This window comes from Vreelandella zhaodongensis, from assembly GCF_013415115.1.
Classification (GTDB): domain Bacteria; phylum Pseudomonadota; class Gammaproteobacteria; order Pseudomonadales; family Halomonadaceae; genus Vreelandella; species Vreelandella zhaodongensis.
Genome location: NZ_JACCDD010000002.1, coordinates 103,228 through 119,787, shown reverse-complemented (window position 1 = coordinate 119,787; position 16,560 = coordinate 103,228). Strand labels below are relative to the sequence as shown.

General features: G+C 53.5%; 14 protein-coding genes. 8 read left to right on the top strand and 6 right to left on the bottom strand.

Annotated elements, in window-relative coordinates:
- A complete protein-coding gene (locus HZS79_RS04020) occupies window positions 1-3,039 on the top strand; it encodes an efflux RND transporter permease subunit (RefSeq protein ID WP_179927113.1) in 3,039 nt (1,012 codons plus the stop codon).
- 119 nt (window positions 3,040-3,158) lie between these two features.
- Window positions 3,159-3,392 (top strand): hypothetical protein, encoded by a 234-nt coding sequence (locus HZS79_RS04015; protein WP_162217127.1) that lies wholly within the window; start codon window positions 3,159-3,161, stop codon window positions 3,390-3,392.
- A gap of 139 nt (window positions 3,393-3,531) precedes the next feature.
- On the opposite strand, the gene HZS79_RS04010 is transcribed toward HZS79_RS04015, so the two are convergent.
- Window positions 3,532-4,437: a LysR family transcriptional regulator gene (locus HZS79_RS04010; protein ID WP_179927112.1), complete on the bottom strand. Its 906-nt coding sequence runs from the start codon at window positions 4,435-4,437 to the stop codon at window positions 3,532-3,534.
- Between the two features lie 187 nt (window positions 4,438-4,624).
- Between HZS79_RS04010 and HZS79_RS04005 the strand changes: the two genes are divergently transcribed.
- Window positions 4,625-7,735, top strand: a complete 3,111-nt coding sequence (locus tag HZS79_RS04005; RefSeq protein WP_179927111.1) for a bifunctional diguanylate cyclase/phosphodiesterase — start codon at window positions 4,625-4,627, stop codon at window positions 7,733-7,735.
- A 51-nt stretch (window positions 7,736-7,786) separates the two neighbouring features.
- On the opposite strand, the gene HZS79_RS04000 is transcribed toward HZS79_RS04005, so the two are convergent.
- The 5 genes from HZS79_RS04000 to HZS79_RS03980 are packed head-to-tail and all read right to left on the bottom strand — an operon-like array spanning window position 7,787 to window position 12,589.
- Complete coding sequence (locus tag HZS79_RS04000) at window positions 7,787-8,821, bottom strand: CobW family GTP-binding protein (protein ID WP_179927110.1); 1,035 nt, start codon at window positions 8,819-8,821, stop codon at window positions 7,787-7,789.
- 3 nt (window positions 8,822-8,824) lie between these two features.
- On the bottom strand, window positions 8,825-9,847 hold the full coding sequence (gene moaA, locus HZS79_RS03995) for a GTP 3',8-cyclase MoaA (RefSeq protein ID WP_179927109.1): 1,023 nt from the start codon (window positions 9,845-9,847) through the stop codon (window positions 8,825-8,827).
- The gene (gene moeA / locus HZS79_RS03990) at window positions 9,844-11,097 is read right to left on the bottom strand and encodes a molybdopterin molybdotransferase MoeA (RefSeq protein WP_179927108.1); all 1,254 of its coding nucleotides are present in this window, start codon (window positions 11,095-11,097) and stop codon (window positions 9,844-9,846) included. Before moeA ends, moaA begins: the two co-directional genes overlap by 4 nt.
- Entirely contained in the window at window positions 11,094-11,735 is a 642-nt protein-coding gene (mobA, locus tag HZS79_RS03985; RefSeq protein ID WP_162217133.1) for a molybdenum cofactor guanylyltransferase MobA, read from the bottom strand. Before mobA ends, moeA begins: the two co-directional genes overlap by 4 nt.
- Window positions 11,732-12,589 carry a formate dehydrogenase accessory sulfurtransferase FdhD gene (locus HZS79_RS03980; protein ID WP_179927107.1) on the bottom strand — a complete coding sequence of 286 codons (858 nt, stop codon included), beginning with the start codon at window positions 12,587-12,589 and terminating at the stop codon, window positions 11,732-11,734. Before HZS79_RS03980 ends, mobA begins: the two co-directional genes overlap by 4 nt.
- Before the next feature lie 133 nt (window positions 12,590-12,722).
- Here HZS79_RS03980 and HZS79_RS03975 point away from each other — a divergent pair, with 133 nt between their 5' ends.
- From HZS79_RS03975 to HZS79_RS03955, 5 genes are all read left to right on the top strand, one after another.
- Window positions 12,723-13,163, top strand: coding sequence for a DUF3305 domain-containing protein (locus tag HZS79_RS03975; protein ID WP_179927106.1), 441 nt, complete (start codon window positions 12,723-12,725; stop codon window positions 13,161-13,163).
- A complete protein-coding gene (locus HZS79_RS03970) occupies window positions 13,160-13,753 on the top strand; it encodes a DUF3306 domain-containing protein (protein ID WP_179927105.1) in 594 nt (197 codons plus the stop codon). Before HZS79_RS03975 ends, HZS79_RS03970 begins: the two co-directional genes overlap by 4 nt.
- A gap of 179 nt (window positions 13,754-13,932) precedes the next feature.
- Entirely contained in the window at window positions 13,933-15,651 is a 1,719-nt protein-coding gene (locus HZS79_RS03965; RefSeq protein ID WP_179927104.1) for a 4Fe-4S binding protein, read from the top strand.
- Between the two features lie 4 nt (window positions 15,652-15,655).
- A complete protein-coding gene (locus HZS79_RS03960) occupies window positions 15,656-16,282 on the top strand; it encodes a TorD/DmsD family molecular chaperone (RefSeq protein WP_179927103.1) in 627 nt (208 codons plus the stop codon).
- Between the two features lie 62 nt (window positions 16,283-16,344).
- On the top strand, window positions 16,345-16,548 hold the full coding sequence (locus HZS79_RS03955; RefSeq protein WP_162217139.1) for a twin-arginine translocation signal domain-containing protein: 204 nt from the start codon (window positions 16,345-16,347) through the stop codon (window positions 16,546-16,548).
- The last annotated feature ends 12 nt before the right edge of the window (window positions 16,549-16,560 follow it).

Sequence of the window (16,560 nt, the reverse complement as noted above, 5' to 3'; positions counted from 1 at the left end):
ATGGTTGATTACTTCTTACGCCACCGCGCGGCGAGCTATCTGCTAACGGTGGTGCTGCTGGTCGGTGGGTCACTAGCCTTCACTGGCATGGGGCAGCTTGAGTTTCCTGAGTTTACCATTCGTAATGCGCTGGTCACGACCCAGTATCCAGGAGCGACACCAGAAGAGGTAGAGCAAGAGATCACCTCGACACTGGAAGAAGCCATTCAGGAAATGCCGTCGATTAAGCGTATTAGTTCGGTGAGCTCTGATGGTCTATCACAGATTACCGTTGAGCTAAAAAGCACAGTTCAAAACGATGAGCTTGAGCAGCTGTGGGATTTTTTACGCCGTAAAGTCGGTGATGCTCAGCCAGCCTTGCCGCCAGGTGCTCATGAGTCGCGGGTTAACGATGACTTTGGTGATGTCTTCGGCCTGATGATCAATCTCACCGGTGATGGCTACGAAATGCCTGACCTAAAAGATCATGCCGAATTTCTTAAACGCGAACTTGCGCTGGTCGACGGTGTTGAAAAAGTATCGTTGGCTGGGGTAAGAGGCGAACGCATTTTTATTGAAGTGGACCGTGAACGGCTGCGGGCGCTGAATATCCCGCTCACTTCATTACAACAGCTGCTGGATACCCAAAATGCCGTGGTGGACTCTGGGCACTTAAAGCAAGGTGGCCAGCGGTTTCGGATTACGCCCTCCGGCAGTGCTGCGGATATCGAGGATTTGCGCGCGTTAATCGTCAGTGAAGGCAGCGGTGAGTTGGTGAGGTTGAGCGATATCGCCGAAATTTCCCGTGGCTTGGAAGAGCGTCCCCAGCAGCTGTATCGCGATAATGGGCGGCATGCTATTTCCCTTGGGATTTCGTTTGAAAGTGGCGTGAACGTTGTTGATGTCGGGGCGCGTCTAGAGCAGCGCTTGGCTGCGCTGGAGTCGCGTTCGCCGCTGGGTATGGAGCTTAACGTTGTTTACGACCAGCCCAAGGTGGTGGATGAGTCGGTATCGGGGTTTCTGGTCAGCCTGATTCAGGCGGTTGCTATTGTCATTGTGGTGCTCATGCTGTTTATGGGCTGGCGCAGTGGCTTGCTGATGGGCTTTATTCTGCTGGTCACCATTGTTGGCACGTTCATGTTTATGCGCATTCACGGCCTGCAGCTAGAGAAAATTTCGCTAGGTGCCCTGATTATTGCGCTAGGCATGTTGGTGGATAATGCCATTGTGGTGACAGAAGGCATGCTGGTTGGCCTAAAACGTGGCCAGAGTATTCGTGAGTCAGCGCAACAAGTGGTTCGGCAAAATGCTTGGCCGCTGTTGGCAGCAACGTTAATTGCGGTGGCTGCCTTCGCACCGATTGGTTTATCGCAGGATATGACGGGTGAATTTATTGGCTCGCTTTTTTACGTGCTGCTTTATTCACTGCTGTTGAGCTGGTTTGCTGCGCTCACACTCACGCCCTTTTACTTCAAGTTGCTATTTCGTAATGTGGCACCTAGCAGCGGTGACGAAGACCCGTACCAAGGGAGAGTATATCGCCTGTTCAGCCGAGTAATTGTCGAGGGTATACGGTGGAAGTGGATAACGCTTGGTACTGTTGTCGTCATGCTGGCGGGGGCTGTGTTTGGCTTTGGCTATGTGAAGAACGCTTTTTTCCCAGCCTCGAACACCCCCATTTTCTTTGTTGATTATCGTACTCCTGAGGGTACTGATATTCTCGAAACCGAGCGTCGGGTGACGGCGCTGGAAGAAAGTGTCATGGGGATGGAAGGCATCCAGCAGCTGACCACCATTGTGGGGGGCGGTGCCCAGCGTTTTACCCTCACCTACGCGCCGGAAGATCGTTTTGCAAGCTATGCACAACTGATCATCGAAACCGACGATAAGGCCACGCAGCAAGCGCGCATGGCGGATGTCGAAGCAATGCTAGCGCGTGACCATAGTGACATCGACTACAAAATAGCCCCGCTGGAGGTTGGCCCTGCCCCCAAAGCCAAACTTGAGGCGCGGTTGTACGGCAGCGACCCAGCGGTATTACGCGAGTTAGGTGATCAAGTTGCGGCGCTGTTTAATGATACTCCCAACCTAACCAGTGTGCGCACTAACTGGCGTAATCGAGTGCAGTCCATCGTGCCAATCTTTGCTGAAGATGCAGCACGGCGGTTGGGCGTTACCCGAGAAAGCCTGGCGGCAACGCTGGCGCTGAGTACTAGCGGTAGTCAGGTGGGCGTTTATCGCGATGGCAGCGATCTGATCCCCATTGTAGCCCGGGCGATACCAGCGCAGCGCAACGATATCGATAACATAGGATCGTTGAACGTGTGGAGTGCTGAACAGGGGCGCTATATCACCGCTGATCAAGTAATGCGTGATGTGACGACCCAGGTAGCCGACCCGCTGATTATGCGCCGTAACCGCGAAAGGATGCTGGCTGTATATGGTGAGCCGCACCCTTTAAGTGGCGTAACAGCGGCCAGTGTATTGGACAAGGTGCGACCACAGGTTGAAGCACTGGAGTTACCCCCTGGGTATCGACTGGAGTGGGGTGGCGAGTTTGAGACGTCGGGCGATGCACAACGGGCGCTTTTTGCCTCGTTGCCGTTGGGGTTGGCCGTTATGTTTATCATTACGGTGGTGCTGTTTAATAACTTTCGTCAAGCCTTGGCAGTTTGGTTCCTGGTGCCGCTGACCATCATTGGGGTTGTGGCAGCGTTGTTAATAACCGGTATGCCATTCTCGTTTATGGCGCTGCTTGGCACGCTGAGTTTGATTGGGATGGTGATCAAGAATGCCATTGTCCTGGTAGAGGAAATCAATGTGCAGCTACCGTTACATAAAGACCGCTATCACGCGGTGGTGCAAGCAGCAGTCAGCCGCGTTCGGCCGGTTGCCATGGCGGCGCTAACTACTATGTTGGGGCTGATACCACTGATTAGCGATGCGTTTTTCGCCAGTATGGCGGTCGCATTGATCGGTGGCCTGGGGGTGGCGACACTGCTCACCCTAATTGTCCTGCCTGCCGTGTACTGTGTTCTCTACCGTATTCAGATTCACTAAGCGCTGCGGCAATGGTGTTTCGAACAGGCCACGTCATGCATACTGGTCGTTGAATAAGTGCGGCGCTCAATGAGTTAGCCGCAGCAGGATTAATGTTAGCGCAATGACAGGAGACACTTATGCAACCTAGTTGGCGGGAATGGATTCAAGGCCATGTAGAAGAAATCCTGACCGCGGTGCTCGCCGCGTTTTTCACCGCACTGATGTTTCGTGTTGGGATGGGCATGCTGTTTTCGATTATCGGCGGCCTGGTGATTGCCTATGTTATCCGCCTAGTGGCGGTCCCTAAGGCGGCCCAGGCGATCAAGCGTCGTTTGCCTGGGTTCAATGATGCAAATGACCATTCGCTATAATCAACCGCTCATGGATTAACAGTTAGCGCTACCCCGCGCTTATTCGTGACTGTTGTTGGCGTTTAGACGTGTGTCAGTCAACGGAAAGCTCGGCTAAGTGCCGAGCTTTGTCGATTTTAATGAGGGTAAGCTGCGTCACTTACGCTGTGCCTTTCACAAACCCCAGAAATGCATCCACGACCCGGTTGGGGCGCCGGTCACGACGAGTGATCAGATCAAATGGGATTTGGTAGTACAGGGTCGTTGGATGGATTGCCCGCATCTTACCTGCGTTAACCCACTGGGCGGCGACATGTGCAGGGAGAAAGCCAATAAAACGTCCGGTAAGGATCAGAAAAGCAGCGCCTTCCCGATCAGAAGCAGAGGCTTGTAAATTTAGCGCATCATGCGCTTTTAGAGCATCCCTAGGCAGTGGGTAGCGAGGAGTTATTGCTGGGTATGTGGCGATCTGTTCAGCCGTTAGCGCTTCGTCGGTTTCAGTAAACAGTGGATGGTCGACGGAGCAGTAAAGAAAGGAAGGTTCATCATATAAGAGGTGTGTTTCTAAGCTGGTGGGTAAGTTGACGGCGGGCACCACGCCGACATGCAAATGGCCATCCATCACGCTTCGAATAACGGCATCCGAAGGCTCCATGTGAATATTAACGGTGACTTCATGGTTTGGGGCTGTCAGCTTGGCGAGCGCATGGGTAACATCCATGGCAGGCAAAGTGACCAAGTTATCGGTGATGCCGATATTCAGTTCGCCCTTAATGGTATGATGTAACGCGTTAACATCGCTTTTGAAGGCTTCCAGTGCGGTCAGTAGCGTTAAGCCCGCTTGGTAAATGACTTTGCCTTCTTCGGTTAAACTAAACCCGCCTCGGCCACGCTGGCAAAGTGAAAAGCCTAGCCTGTTTTCTAAGTCATTCATGTGCTGGCTGATGGCTGAGCGGCTTATGCCTAAAGTGGTTTCTGCTGCGGTAAACCCGCCGCACTCTACCACCGTTTTAAAAATACGCACTAAGCGTATTTCGTAGTCGCTCATTTGGCCTAACGATGCCATAACAGCCTCTTATTAAGTAAGATAACGCTTTTTGATGAGTCATTTTGCTAAAAATTGATATACATCAAAAAGAAGCCACGCCACTATTTCAAGAGTGCCTCCGAGGATCACGGTGGTGTGTTCGCCCTACGTTATTTTTACACTCTATCAGGTGTGCTGCGAAAAACTTGAATAAGGCCTACGTATAATGCTGCTACCTCGCAGTGATCGGGTATCTGAAAATGTGCTGGCAATGCCTGATTATCGTCGGCAGAAGCGTCGTGCTATTACGGTTTATATGTTATCGCTATGCCTGATGATAGTGGTGTTTGGCTGGTTGCTCAGGGGGCAATACAAACAGGAAGTCAACGCGGCTGAATCGCGGGCAATGGCGGGCGCCAGCGTGGTTTCTGAGTGGGTGAAAGGCGTATTTGAGCAAAGTGGCCAAGGTCTGTTTAGCCTCTCAGAATTGCTGAAAATACACCAAACGACCCATTTGGAGTCGAGTCAGCCGGACTCTGAGCGCACAAGTATCATTCAGCGAGTGGTAGAAAACCTTACTGAGTATGTCTCGCTAATCGACAAAGTGAGCATTCTGGATTCCCAGGGCCAAGTGTGGGTGAGTAGCGACGGTAATCACCATGTTGAGGTTAATCTCCGTGATACGGTTTTTTTCCGTACCCTTGAACAAGGTGAGCGGGCTGAGATGATGACGCCGCTTCTTGGGTCGGCAACTAGCGAGCGTTTCTATCTCTATCATGGTCAACGTTTAGAAAATGATAACGGCGATTTTATTGGCGTGGTGATGTCTCGCATCATGCCGCATGTCCTGGCCGAGGCGTTGCAGCAAATGCGGGGATACGAGGGCGAGAGCATTGCGCTGATAGATGAAAATTTAAAAGTGATTGCACGGCACTCAACGCCGTATCAGGAAATAACGATTGGTAGTCAAATTGATGCACCTGATACGCAGCAATGGTTAGACACTGGCAGCCTTTCTCGGACGTTAACCACGCTCTCGCCACTTGATGGGCGTAATCGCTTATTCCACATGCAACGGATTAACGAATATCCCGTATTTGTTGTAGTGGGTATTGACCTTCACACGCTGATGACGGGATGGCGTCAGCGCTTGCTGGTGTTGTTGTTGGTCGTTGGCTTGATTGCCTTATTAGGCGCTTGGGGTGTTCGCCACTACCTGAATCGTCTTGCATTGGCTTACCAATTACACGAGCGGATAAAAGAGCGCGAGCAAGCGCGTGCAGATGCCCAAGCGCGCGAGGCACGCATGGATGCGTTAGTGCACTCGATACAGGATTTGATTTTTGTATTTGATGTGGAGGGGCGCTTTAGCTATATCCATGCGATTGCTCCAGAACAATTACTAACGGATAGCCAGGATGTGTTGGGAAAGCACTATTCACAAGTCTTGCCTGCTCCCTTAGCCAACGCCTTTACCGCCGTGTTTGAGCGAGTACAGCAGTTTCATCAAGTAGTAAGGTTTGAGTATCCACTGACCCTTAACGCGCAGCTGCGCCACTTTCATGCCACTGTTAGCCCACTAATAAGTAGTGAGGGACAGTTTGAGGGGGTGTTATCGGTGAATCGTGATATTACCGAAGCGAAGCGCGCAGAAGTAGAACTGCAGATTGCCGCTGCCGCTTTTCAGGCGCATCTAGGTATCCTGGTGGCGGATGCGCGGGGAAATATATTAAAAGTTAACGATACGTTTAAGCGTATTACTGGCTACAGCGATGCTGAGGTGATCGGTAAAAACCCGCGGATGTTTAGCTCTGGTCATCACAATGCGGCGTTTTATCGCCGCTTGTGGAAGCGTGTCATGGCGACGGGAAGCTGGGAAGGAGAAATCTGGAACCAGCGCAAAAACGGCGAGCTATTTCCTGAGTGGTTGACGATCAGCGCCGTTTACGATGCAAGCGATGTGCTCACCCACTATGTGGCGACCATGAGTGATATCAGTGAGCGAAAAGCTGCTGAGCAGGAGATTCATCAGCTAGCGTTTTACGATCCTCTGACTGGCTTTGCAAATCGGCGCCTATTTATGGATCGCATGGAAGCGGCGTTAAAAGAGTTGAACCGCCATCAGCGCTGCGGTGCGCTGCTAGTGATTGATATTGATCGTTTCAACCATATTAACGATACACTGGGACATCTCGCTGGCGATCAGTTGCTGCAGGGAATCGCCCAGCGGTTTGGGAAAATGCTGCGGGATACCGATACCTTGGCACGATTGGGTAGCGATGAATTTGCCGTGTTGGTCGAGGGGATTGATGGGAGTCCTCGGCAGTCACGAAGCTTGGCAGAGAAAATTGCCCAGAAGCTTCTGACCGCGCTAGACAAACCAGTCAGTTGTGCTGATGAGCAGGTAATGGTCACGGCCAGTGTAGGCATTACCATAATGTCCGATGGCCTGCGTAGCGCTGAAGACTATCTTCAGCAGGTCGATATGGCTTTGCTACAAGCGAAAGCGGGGGGGCGTAGCACGATATGCTTCTTTGATCCTGCAATGCAGGCTGCGTTGCTTGTGCGGGTTAAGCTGGAAGCTGATTTGCGTCAGGCATTGGAAAATCATCAATGGCAACTCTATTACCAACCACAGGTTGATTGCGTTGGTCACTTTACTGGCGTTGAAGCGCTGCTGCGCTGGCAGCACCCAGAGCGTGGGATGGTCTCACCTGGGGAGTTTATTCCGTTACTAGAGAGTACTGGGCTGATTAATGAAGTGGGTGAGTGGGTGATAGACGCTGCTTGCCGCCAATTGGCTCTTTGGGCCACAAAGCCTCAACTGCGCGAGCTAACGATCTCTGTGAATATTAGTCCGTTGCAGTTCCGCGATAGTGATTTCCTGGGCCGACTGCAGCAGATCTTTGTGCGAACGAAAGCACCGCTTGAGCGCCTAAAGCTAGAAGTGACCGAGACGCTGTTTGTTGAAGCGCGCGATGCTGCGCGTGATAAAATTCTCAGCTTGAAAGCCCAAGGCGTGCGTTTTTCCCTGGATGACTTTGGAACCGGCTATTCATCGCTGGCGTACCTTGCCCAGCTGCCTCTGGATCAACTGAAAATCGACCAGTCGTTTGTTCAACAAGTATTAGACAGCAGTGCCAACGCCGCGATTGTGGAAAGTACCATCGCCCTGGCGAAAAGCTTACACCTAGATGTAATTGCGGAAGGGGTAGAGACGGAGAACCAGAAGGCGTGGCTTTTAGCGCATGGCTGCCACGCCTTCCAGGGGTATTTGTTTGGTCGTCCTATGCCGGTAGGGGAGATCGAAGCCGCTCTTTTGGCTCAGTGCTCATAGCAAAGCCCTGTCTGTCTATATGCCCTATCTACAAGCCCCACTTACCAAGCGCTAGTGACTCGTTAATGCACTTGGGGTGCGTAGTGCTGCCAGCAACTGAGTGTGGCTATCGGCATCATTCTCAGGGGTAATGACTTCAAGCCGCGAGTCTTGCCGCCAGGCGCTGCTCTCGACGCTAAGCGCGCCATTGGCGCGGTTGAGTCGTTTCCAGCCATGTGTGGTGTGAAAAATACCCTTGACTCGCGCAGTAGCAGGCAGCTTGGTCAAATATGCCGCTAAATGGTCAAGATCAAAACGTTCCGCTGGATGCCAGCGCAAGCCCGTGCTGGTGTATCCAAGGCTGCTGGCGGTTTTCTGCTGCGGTTGGTTGAGCTGGGGAGGCGCGTCAAAAAAGCTGCCTTCCAGGCTGGGAGCTATCGCTAAATGGCTGTGAGCATCCGGGATGGCTGTTTGGATGGATGCGTGGCTGGCGCTTGGCTGCCCGCTGTGCAGCAGTAGCGAGAGCGGCAGCGTGCTGTGCTCAGTGCGGTGAACCCATTTGCGTGGCGGCCAAAGCTCAGCGATGTACTGCTGTGCACGTTCATGTTGTTCGGCACTTGCCTGATCGCCCATGGTGATCGCAATGGCATCGGCCATAGCCAGTTGATCCTGAAAGGTGTCGTGTTGGCGTACCCGAGCCTCGTCCAGGCGGCGTGGGTCTAGCGTGGCAATAATATCCTGTACCGCGACAACGTCCTGGAAGGCCTCACCGCGTAACAGATCCAATAGGCCTGCGGGGTGCCCAAGCCCGGAAGGCTCAATAATGACGCGGTCTGGTTTGTTGCGGGCAAGTAAATTGACCAGCGCCGCCTGAAGCACAAAGGCCAATTGGCAACATAGACAGCCGCCGGGTAGGCCTTTTACAACGACATCGTCGTGCTGGTCGAACATCGCTTGGTCAATGCCTATCTGGCCAAACTCATTGACTAAAATGGCCCACTTTTCATCCACAGGCTTTTGCTCAACCAGGCTGTGGATAAGCGTGGTCTTGCCGCTGCCTAAAAAGCCAGTAACGATATGCACCGGCACGCGAGTGGCTGCTGCCAATGGTTAACCCCCTGTCATATTCATAAAGCGGACTACCTGGACATCGCCATCGGTGGTGAAGTGATGGCGTTCTGGTTTAAGTGGTAATGCATTAATAATGGCTGTTTTTAACGCCGTCATATCACCGGGATACCTGCGTAGCACCGCGCGCAAGTCTACTGAATGTTCATTGCCCAAGCAGAGTAGTAAACGGCCTTCTACGGTTACCCGAACACGGTTACAGCTATCGCAGAAATTGTGGCTATGGGGCGAAATAAATCCAACACGGCTGTTGCTATCTGCCATCTTGAAATAGCGCGAAGGCCCTGGTGTCGTTTCCGTGGTGGGCGTGAGAGGATAGCAGGTCTCGATTAATGCCTGAACGTCGTCACTGGAGTAAAACGTCTCGGCTCGCGAGTGATCGGACACATCGCCCAACGGCATTTCTTCGATAAAGCTAATATCCAGCCCTTCTTGCCGAGCGAACGTGACGAGGTCCAGCACTTCATCTTCATTGCGGCCTTTCATGATTACCGCGTTGAGTTTGATGCGTTTAAAACCAGCTTCCTGTGCGGCGTGAATACCGTCAATCACTTTGGCTAAATCACCGGTGCGGGTCAGCTGCTTAAAGCGGTCGGGATCAAGAGAGTCCAAGCTGATATTAAGTCTACGCAGGCCACCTTGATAGAGTCGTTTAGCGTGTTTGCGCAGGCTCGCACCGTTGGTGGTCATGGTGAAGTCGTCAAGTCCTGGCAGCCCGCCGATATCGTCTACCAATTGTTCAATGCCCCGGCGTACCAGGGGTTCGCCGCCGGTTAAACGGATTTTCTCAACGCCTAACTCAGTGAACGCTTGTGCCACCATCGCCAGCTCTTCCAGCGTGAGCACCTGGGCCCGCGGTAGGAAAGTCATCTCTTCGCTCATGCAGTAGACGCAGCGGAAGTCGCAGCGATCCGTCACGGAGATGCGGACATAGCGTACTCGACGGCCAAAGTCGTCGATCAGTTGTTTGGTATTAAGTTGCTCGACATTCAGCTGTTCGGTCATTGCCACCTCGTTAGCGGTTGAATGCAGACCGCCTCGCCTGGTTGTGCACCCGCTTGATCATCGCCTAGTTCAATCAAGCAGTTGGCTGCCACCATCGAGGTCAACATCCCCGAGCCTTGAGCACCGGTACTTCGTACGTGCAGGGCACCGTGGGCGTCGCTTGTATAAATACCGCGTATAAAATCAGTGCGATTCAAACGGCTTTTTAACGGCGTTTGGGCGATGGCTGTTAAACGCCTGGGTGGAGAGGGCGTTTGCCCTTGTAAACGTTGCAGTAATGGCACCACGAATTGGCTAAAGGTTACCATGACCGCCACGGGATTGCCGGGTAAGCCCACAAATGGGGTACGCGATTCGCCAAGCCAGCCACAGGCCATGGGGCGGCCAGGGCGCAGCGCCACGCGCCAAAAAGCCAGTTTTCCTAGCTGCTCCAATGCGTCTCGCGTGTAATCGGCGTGACCAACAGAAACGCCTCCGCTGGTGATGACTAGATCGCACTGCTTAGCGGCGTTAGCCAGGGCATTCTGGATGGCCGTGGGGTCATCAGGCAGAATGCCTAGATCAATAGCTTCCGCCCCTTGTTCGCTGAGCAAGCCGATTAACGTGAAGCGGTTAGTGTCGTAAATGCCTGCATGGGGCAGTGTTTTGCCAGGCGGCGTGACCTCATCTCCCGTGGAAAAAATAGCCACGTTGGGCCGCTTGAAAACGCTTACTTCCGCATAGCCCAGCGACGCGATAAGCCCTAGACCAGCAGCATCTAGCCGTGTGCCTGCTGCCAGTGCTACCTCACCGATTGCGATATCTTCCCCTGCCTGACGCACGTGCTGACCATGACTCACTCGGTCGGGTGTGTCGATAGTGACGCTGTCGGTGCATTCGACAAGCTGCTCACGCATGATGATCGTGTCAGTACCCTGGGGTAATGGGGCACCCGTGGTAATGCGCACGCAGTGGCCTGGAGGCACCAGACCTTCAAACGCTTGCCCTGCAAACGCGTCGCCTGCAATTGGCCACATGGTTTGAGTGGGCTGCGCGTACGGCCACGCCAGGGCCACACCATCCATGGCCGCATTGGTATTTTGTGGCACGTTGACTGGCGCGATGATGTCGGTGGCGAGTCGTCTGCCATAGGCTTGGCTAAGCGCTACATGCTCCACCGCAACAGGCTGTTTTGCTAGTGTCATCAGCGCATCCCGTGCGGCGTCCACGCTCAGCATCTGCTCACCCAGTTCAAAGCACGATAGGCTCATGGCGTTTCCTTCGAGGCAGCGCCCTGAGAGTGAGCAACCGTGCTTATCGCTAACTCCAAACGGGATTTTTCTTCCTCGGTATTTAGGTTGGCAAACGCTTCCGGGCAGTCCGACATATCCACCTTGCACCACGCGTGGCGGGCGTACCAGCGGTCAATTTTGCGCTCCCCCTCAGCCAGCGTGGTCGCTAGATCCTCGGCCAGCGAAGTGCGTAGCAGTGCGACGACGGGGTGCAAACGCTCGCCGTCAAATGCAACCGCGATATCGTGTTCACCGCTCCCCGCTTTGACCCCCGCTATCATACGAGCCACTAGGTCATTGGGTAGAGCCGGCGTATCGCAAGGGGTGACCAGCAGCCAGGGTGTGTTGGCCGCGCGTAGCCCACTGTAAATCCCCATCAGCGGCCCTTTAAAGCCGCCTTCGGTATCTTCAATCACGCGTGACGCAAACATTGCGTAGGCGTCTAGATTGCGATTGGCATTAATCAACAGCTCGGCCACTTGGCCATCAAAACGCTTAGCGACATGGGCAACCAGTGGCAGCCCTGCGAAAGGTTCAAGGCCTTTATCACGCCCGCCCATACGGCGCCCTTCACCGCCAGCGAGAATCATACCGGTGAGAGCTTGAGGTGTGATCATAAGCCTGCCTCCTTAGACGTACGCGCGCTAGGCGGTTTGGCTGGAATGGCATCTAGCGTTAAGCGATTAGCCGTATTAACGGCCTGGAAATGTTTGCCTTTCGCCCGAGCAATCAGCATGACGCCGAAGCGCTCAGCAAGTTCTACACCTTTTTGAGTAACGCCTGAACGAGAAACCAGCACACTGATGCCCATTTGCGCTACTTTCAACACCATCTCAGACGTTAAGCGGCCAGTGGTGTAAAAAATATCCGCATTGCTGCTCTCTGCCTGATTGAGCCATTGGCGGCCTGCTAACGTGTCCACCGCATTGTGTCGCCCAACGTCTTCTACAAAGTCGAGCACGCGGCTCTGATGGCACAACGCGCAGCCATGAACCGCACCCGCGCTACGGTAGGTGTCGTTATAGGTGCTCAAATTGGTTAGCAGCTCATAAAGCGTCGACTGGGCAAGCGGCGTTTCAGGCAACGCAGAGAGCGATGTTTGCTCTAGCAACTTGCCAAACACCGTCCCCTGACCACAGCCTGTGGTCACGGTGCGTGTACTCAGGCGATTTTCTAAATCGTCAGGTAAATGGCGGGTGACGATGACCGCGGCTTCAACATCCCAGTCTACCTGCACAGCCAGTAGATCTTCGGCGCAGCGCAACAGCCCTTGATTACGTAAATAGCCAACCACCAGGGCTTCGGGGTCGTCACCTAAGGTCATCAACGTGACGATCTCGCGCTTATTCAGATAAACCGTTAGCGCGCGCTCTGCAGCGACGGCCTGTTGACAGGTTTCGCCATAAGCATTCATCACGTCGATCGTGGTGGTGGCCGGTAAGCGGGCTTGGCTTAACTGAAGAGCAGGCATCCGCAATCCTCGTTGGCACCTAATAAAGAACCGTAAAATGAATAATAGTTGAGCGAAACACTCTGAGTTGACGATGATGGCGCTCAAAAGGCTTACTTGTCTACCCATTCAAGGTCTAAGGTGGTCTATCCGTATGAGTGATAATTTACGCTCGTTAAGCATTACCTTGGTGGCAGAGCCAAAGCAGGTGAAAGGCTTTACCTTAACGCAGTGGCGTATCGCTGAACTCGTTCCTGGCGAGCAGGGAGACAGCGTGCTTAACCTTCAGCTTTCCATGACTGAGCGCGCTGCCTATCGCTTCAACCTCTCATCAGCAACGCCTAGACTATTTGTGCGTGCCGGCTTTACCGGCCAAACACCCAAGCCTGACGCTATCACGGCAAGCCAGGATGTGGCGGCGGGCTGGATGGATGGCGAACAGCAGGTGTTAGAAGCGCCTATGCCCATGGCGATTTATATATGGCTAGAAAGTTACTTGGCGCGTCATGGTGAAGCGCCACCAGAAAAGCGTAAAAAGAAACACAAGGGAGTCGGTCGTGCCAAAGACACGCCGACCAAGGAGCAGCCACAGTGAGCCGATTCGAGCGCTGGTCGCTTAAAAAGCGTGGTATCGAAAGTGATGAGGCAGCAGTACCACCCGATAACGTTGCCGCCGAAAACGAAGAAATCGAAGCGCTGAATGCTGTTTCAGGCGGTGATGAATCATTGGGTAGCCAGGAGGCCACTGTCGAAGACACGCCGCCACCAGGCAGTTTAGATCACACGTTGCCCGACCCCGATGACTTACCTGCAGGCAGTGATTTTAGTGTGTTTATGGCCTCGGGTGTCAGCGCGGCACTTCGTCGGCGGGCTCTAAAACGACTGTGGGCAACCGGTAACTACAACGTTCGCGATGGCTTAGATGACTACGATGCTGACTACCGCCAGCAGCTTAAGCCCATGGCCAGTGAGCTGGCAGGTAAGCTCCGCCGCTGGGCAAATAAAGCGGAAGAGGCGCTAGAAAAGCCAGTCTCAGAGAATGAAGCGGACGCTACTGTGGAGAAGGTGCCTGCGTCAGATGAGCACGAAAATACCGCAAGTAGTGAGCGCAAGTCGCAGCTAGACGACCAGTCTGATTCGTTTTGTAGCGACGTAGACGAATGTACTAAAAGAAAATTAAGTTAGTGTAAACAATAGATTATCGTTTTTGGTGGTGGAGCGTTGAGATATTAGACCTCTTTGAAGTGGCAAAAATAGTGTGATCACCATACGCTCAAGGTAGAGAAAGCATTAAAACACACCGATAAGGTATGTCGGTGCGACGTTTAATTATAACAAAAACGACTTTCTGACCGTGAGAATGCATGAATCAACGAATCCAACTGGCATCGTTAGATGACCAGATCAATGCTACCGCTCGTGAAGCGGTGCGTCAGCGTATCTCGTGGCCGGTTAATTTAACGCCAGCTAACGTGACTTATCACAGTCGTGGCCACGTGCTGCTGATGGGTAGTGCACACGAGGTTAGCCAAGCTGCCCGAGCGTTACAGGGTCGTGGCTTGGCATCGTTGACGCTATTGACAACCGATACCTCACTCGATTTGCCAGCGGCCAGCGAGCCTCTCATCTGTCAAACGCTGGCGGATATCCAGCAATCTCAACTGCGCATCACGGGCTATCTAGGTGCCTTTCACGTTGAAGTAGCGCCCGAGGATGACGACGCGCTCAATCTAGCTCAAGCACTGATTGAGCGTGATGTGTTTGACGTTGTGCTCGACTTAACGGCAGCAGGCGCGCTAAACGATATTCAGTCATGGGAGATCCCTCCGCCAGGGTATGTACGCCTGAACGAATTGGCTGAGGAAGCACAGCGTAAAGACGCCTTGGACAGCGTTGTTGAACTCGTCGGTGAGTTCGATAAACCACGCTATTTTCAGGTTAATAGCGATATCTGTGCGCATTCCGCGAGTGGCAATGTTGGTTGTACGCGCTGTTTGGATGTTTGCCCCGCTGATGCTATTTCCAGCGTTCAGGGGCGCATTGAATCACGTATTGAGATTGATCCATTCCTTTGCCAAGGGGTGGGCAGTTGCACTAGCGCTTGCCCAACCGGCGCAATTGAATTTCGTTTGCCAGAAACCCGTCGTCAGCAAGACACCTTAGCAACATGGCTGGCCGCCTACCGTGAGGCGGGTGGCCAAGCGCCTGTGATGCGTTTTATCACCCATGATTCCCTTGATGCTGAGCGCAAATCAGGAGCTGTCACGCCAGGTCATCTGCTTGACGTTCCACTCGAAGAGTTAGGAGCAGCCGGCCACGACCAGTGGCTTACCGCATTAGCAAGCGGAGCTGCTGAAGTGCGTATTCAGTTGCATGATGATATGCCGCCCCGTTTAACCGCGTTCATCGCCCATCAAGCCGCCCAAGCCCACGGGATACTCGAAGCGCTGGGGCATGACGCCACACGAATTAAGCTACTGCAGCCGCACCAGACTGAAGCACGCGATGCACTTCCCAGCCTCACGCCGTTGACCGACGCAGCGCTGACCTTTGCCGAATCCGACAAACGTGCCCGCTTGAATCAAGTGTTAGCAGCGCTCACGACACTTGGTGAGCCTAGCAATCATCGCCATGCCATGCCCGAAGGAGCCGCTTATGGTGGTCTTCAGGTCGACAGCCAAGCCTGCACCCTGTGCTATGCCTGCGTTAGTAACTGCCCGACACCTGCGCTGAAAGCAGGGGGCGATACGCCAACGCTAAGTTTTTTGGAAGCTGACTGTGTGCAGTGCGGGTTATGTGAACAGGCGTGCCCAGAAAACGCGATTACGCTGTTGCCTGGTTTTTTGGCTGCGCCAGCTCGTGACACGCGGCATATCTGCCACGAAGAGGCGGCCTTTGAGTGCATTAGTTGTGGTAAGCCGTTTGCCACGGTCAGTACCGTGGCAGCGATCAAAAAGAAGCTTGCTGACCACCCCTATTTTGCGGGTGATGCGCTAGCGCGGCTGGAAATGTGCGAAGACTGTCGTGTCAAGGATGTGTGGAAAACCATGATTCGTGACCCTGATGCGCAACTGAAGGTGTAAAGCAATGAATGATGCAATGCCCACACTAAGCGATACCGACGCACTTCGAGCCGATATTTATCAGCTCTTAGCCAGTCTGCTGCGCCAAGCGCCGGACAGTGAGCTACTCACGTGGCTCGCCAATTTAGATAGTGAACAAGATGGTAGCCGACTGGCTGAGTGTTGGGCAGCACTCTCAAGCGCCGCTGGCCAAAGCAATTCAGAGAGCCTCCAGCGTGCGCATTTTCGCCTTCTTGTTGGTGTTATTCAGGGCGAGGTGGTGCCTTACGCGTCATGGTACCGCAACGGCGAGCTCATGGAAGCTGCCTTAGTGGCACTGCGCCAAGACCTGCGTGCACTGGGGTTTGAACGTAGCGAGCATACCCGCGAACCTGAAGACCATTTAGCCGCGGTATGTGAAGTGATGGCCATGCTGATTACGGCGCAAAGCAGTGAGCAGCACTACTTCTATCAACAGCATATTTCTCCCTGGGCGAAACGCTGTTTTGACGATCTCTCCAAGGTAAATACCGCTTTTTATACAGCGCTTGGCCGGTTGGGCAGCGCGTTTATGGAAAGCGAACAGGCAACGTTGAGTGAACGAGCGGCCTATCAACCGGTGCGTATGATGAGTGAGCGCGCGCAGCGGTAAGCGAATAACAGGGCTCGAAGGGCTCGGCATAAAAAAGCGCACGACAGAGGGAGGAGAACTCCATGCAAACGTCACACAACCCCGAGCGACGTCGGTTTATTAAAACCGTTGGTTTAGGTACCGCTGCTGCTGGTGCCGCGGCGGCGGTAGGCCACGTTACGTTGGCTCAGGCTGATAACAACACGTCGGTTGAATCAAAAAAGCCAACAACGAATTATCATGAAACCGACCATATTCGCGCTTACTATGCGTCGCTGCGTGACTGACGGCAAAGCGCC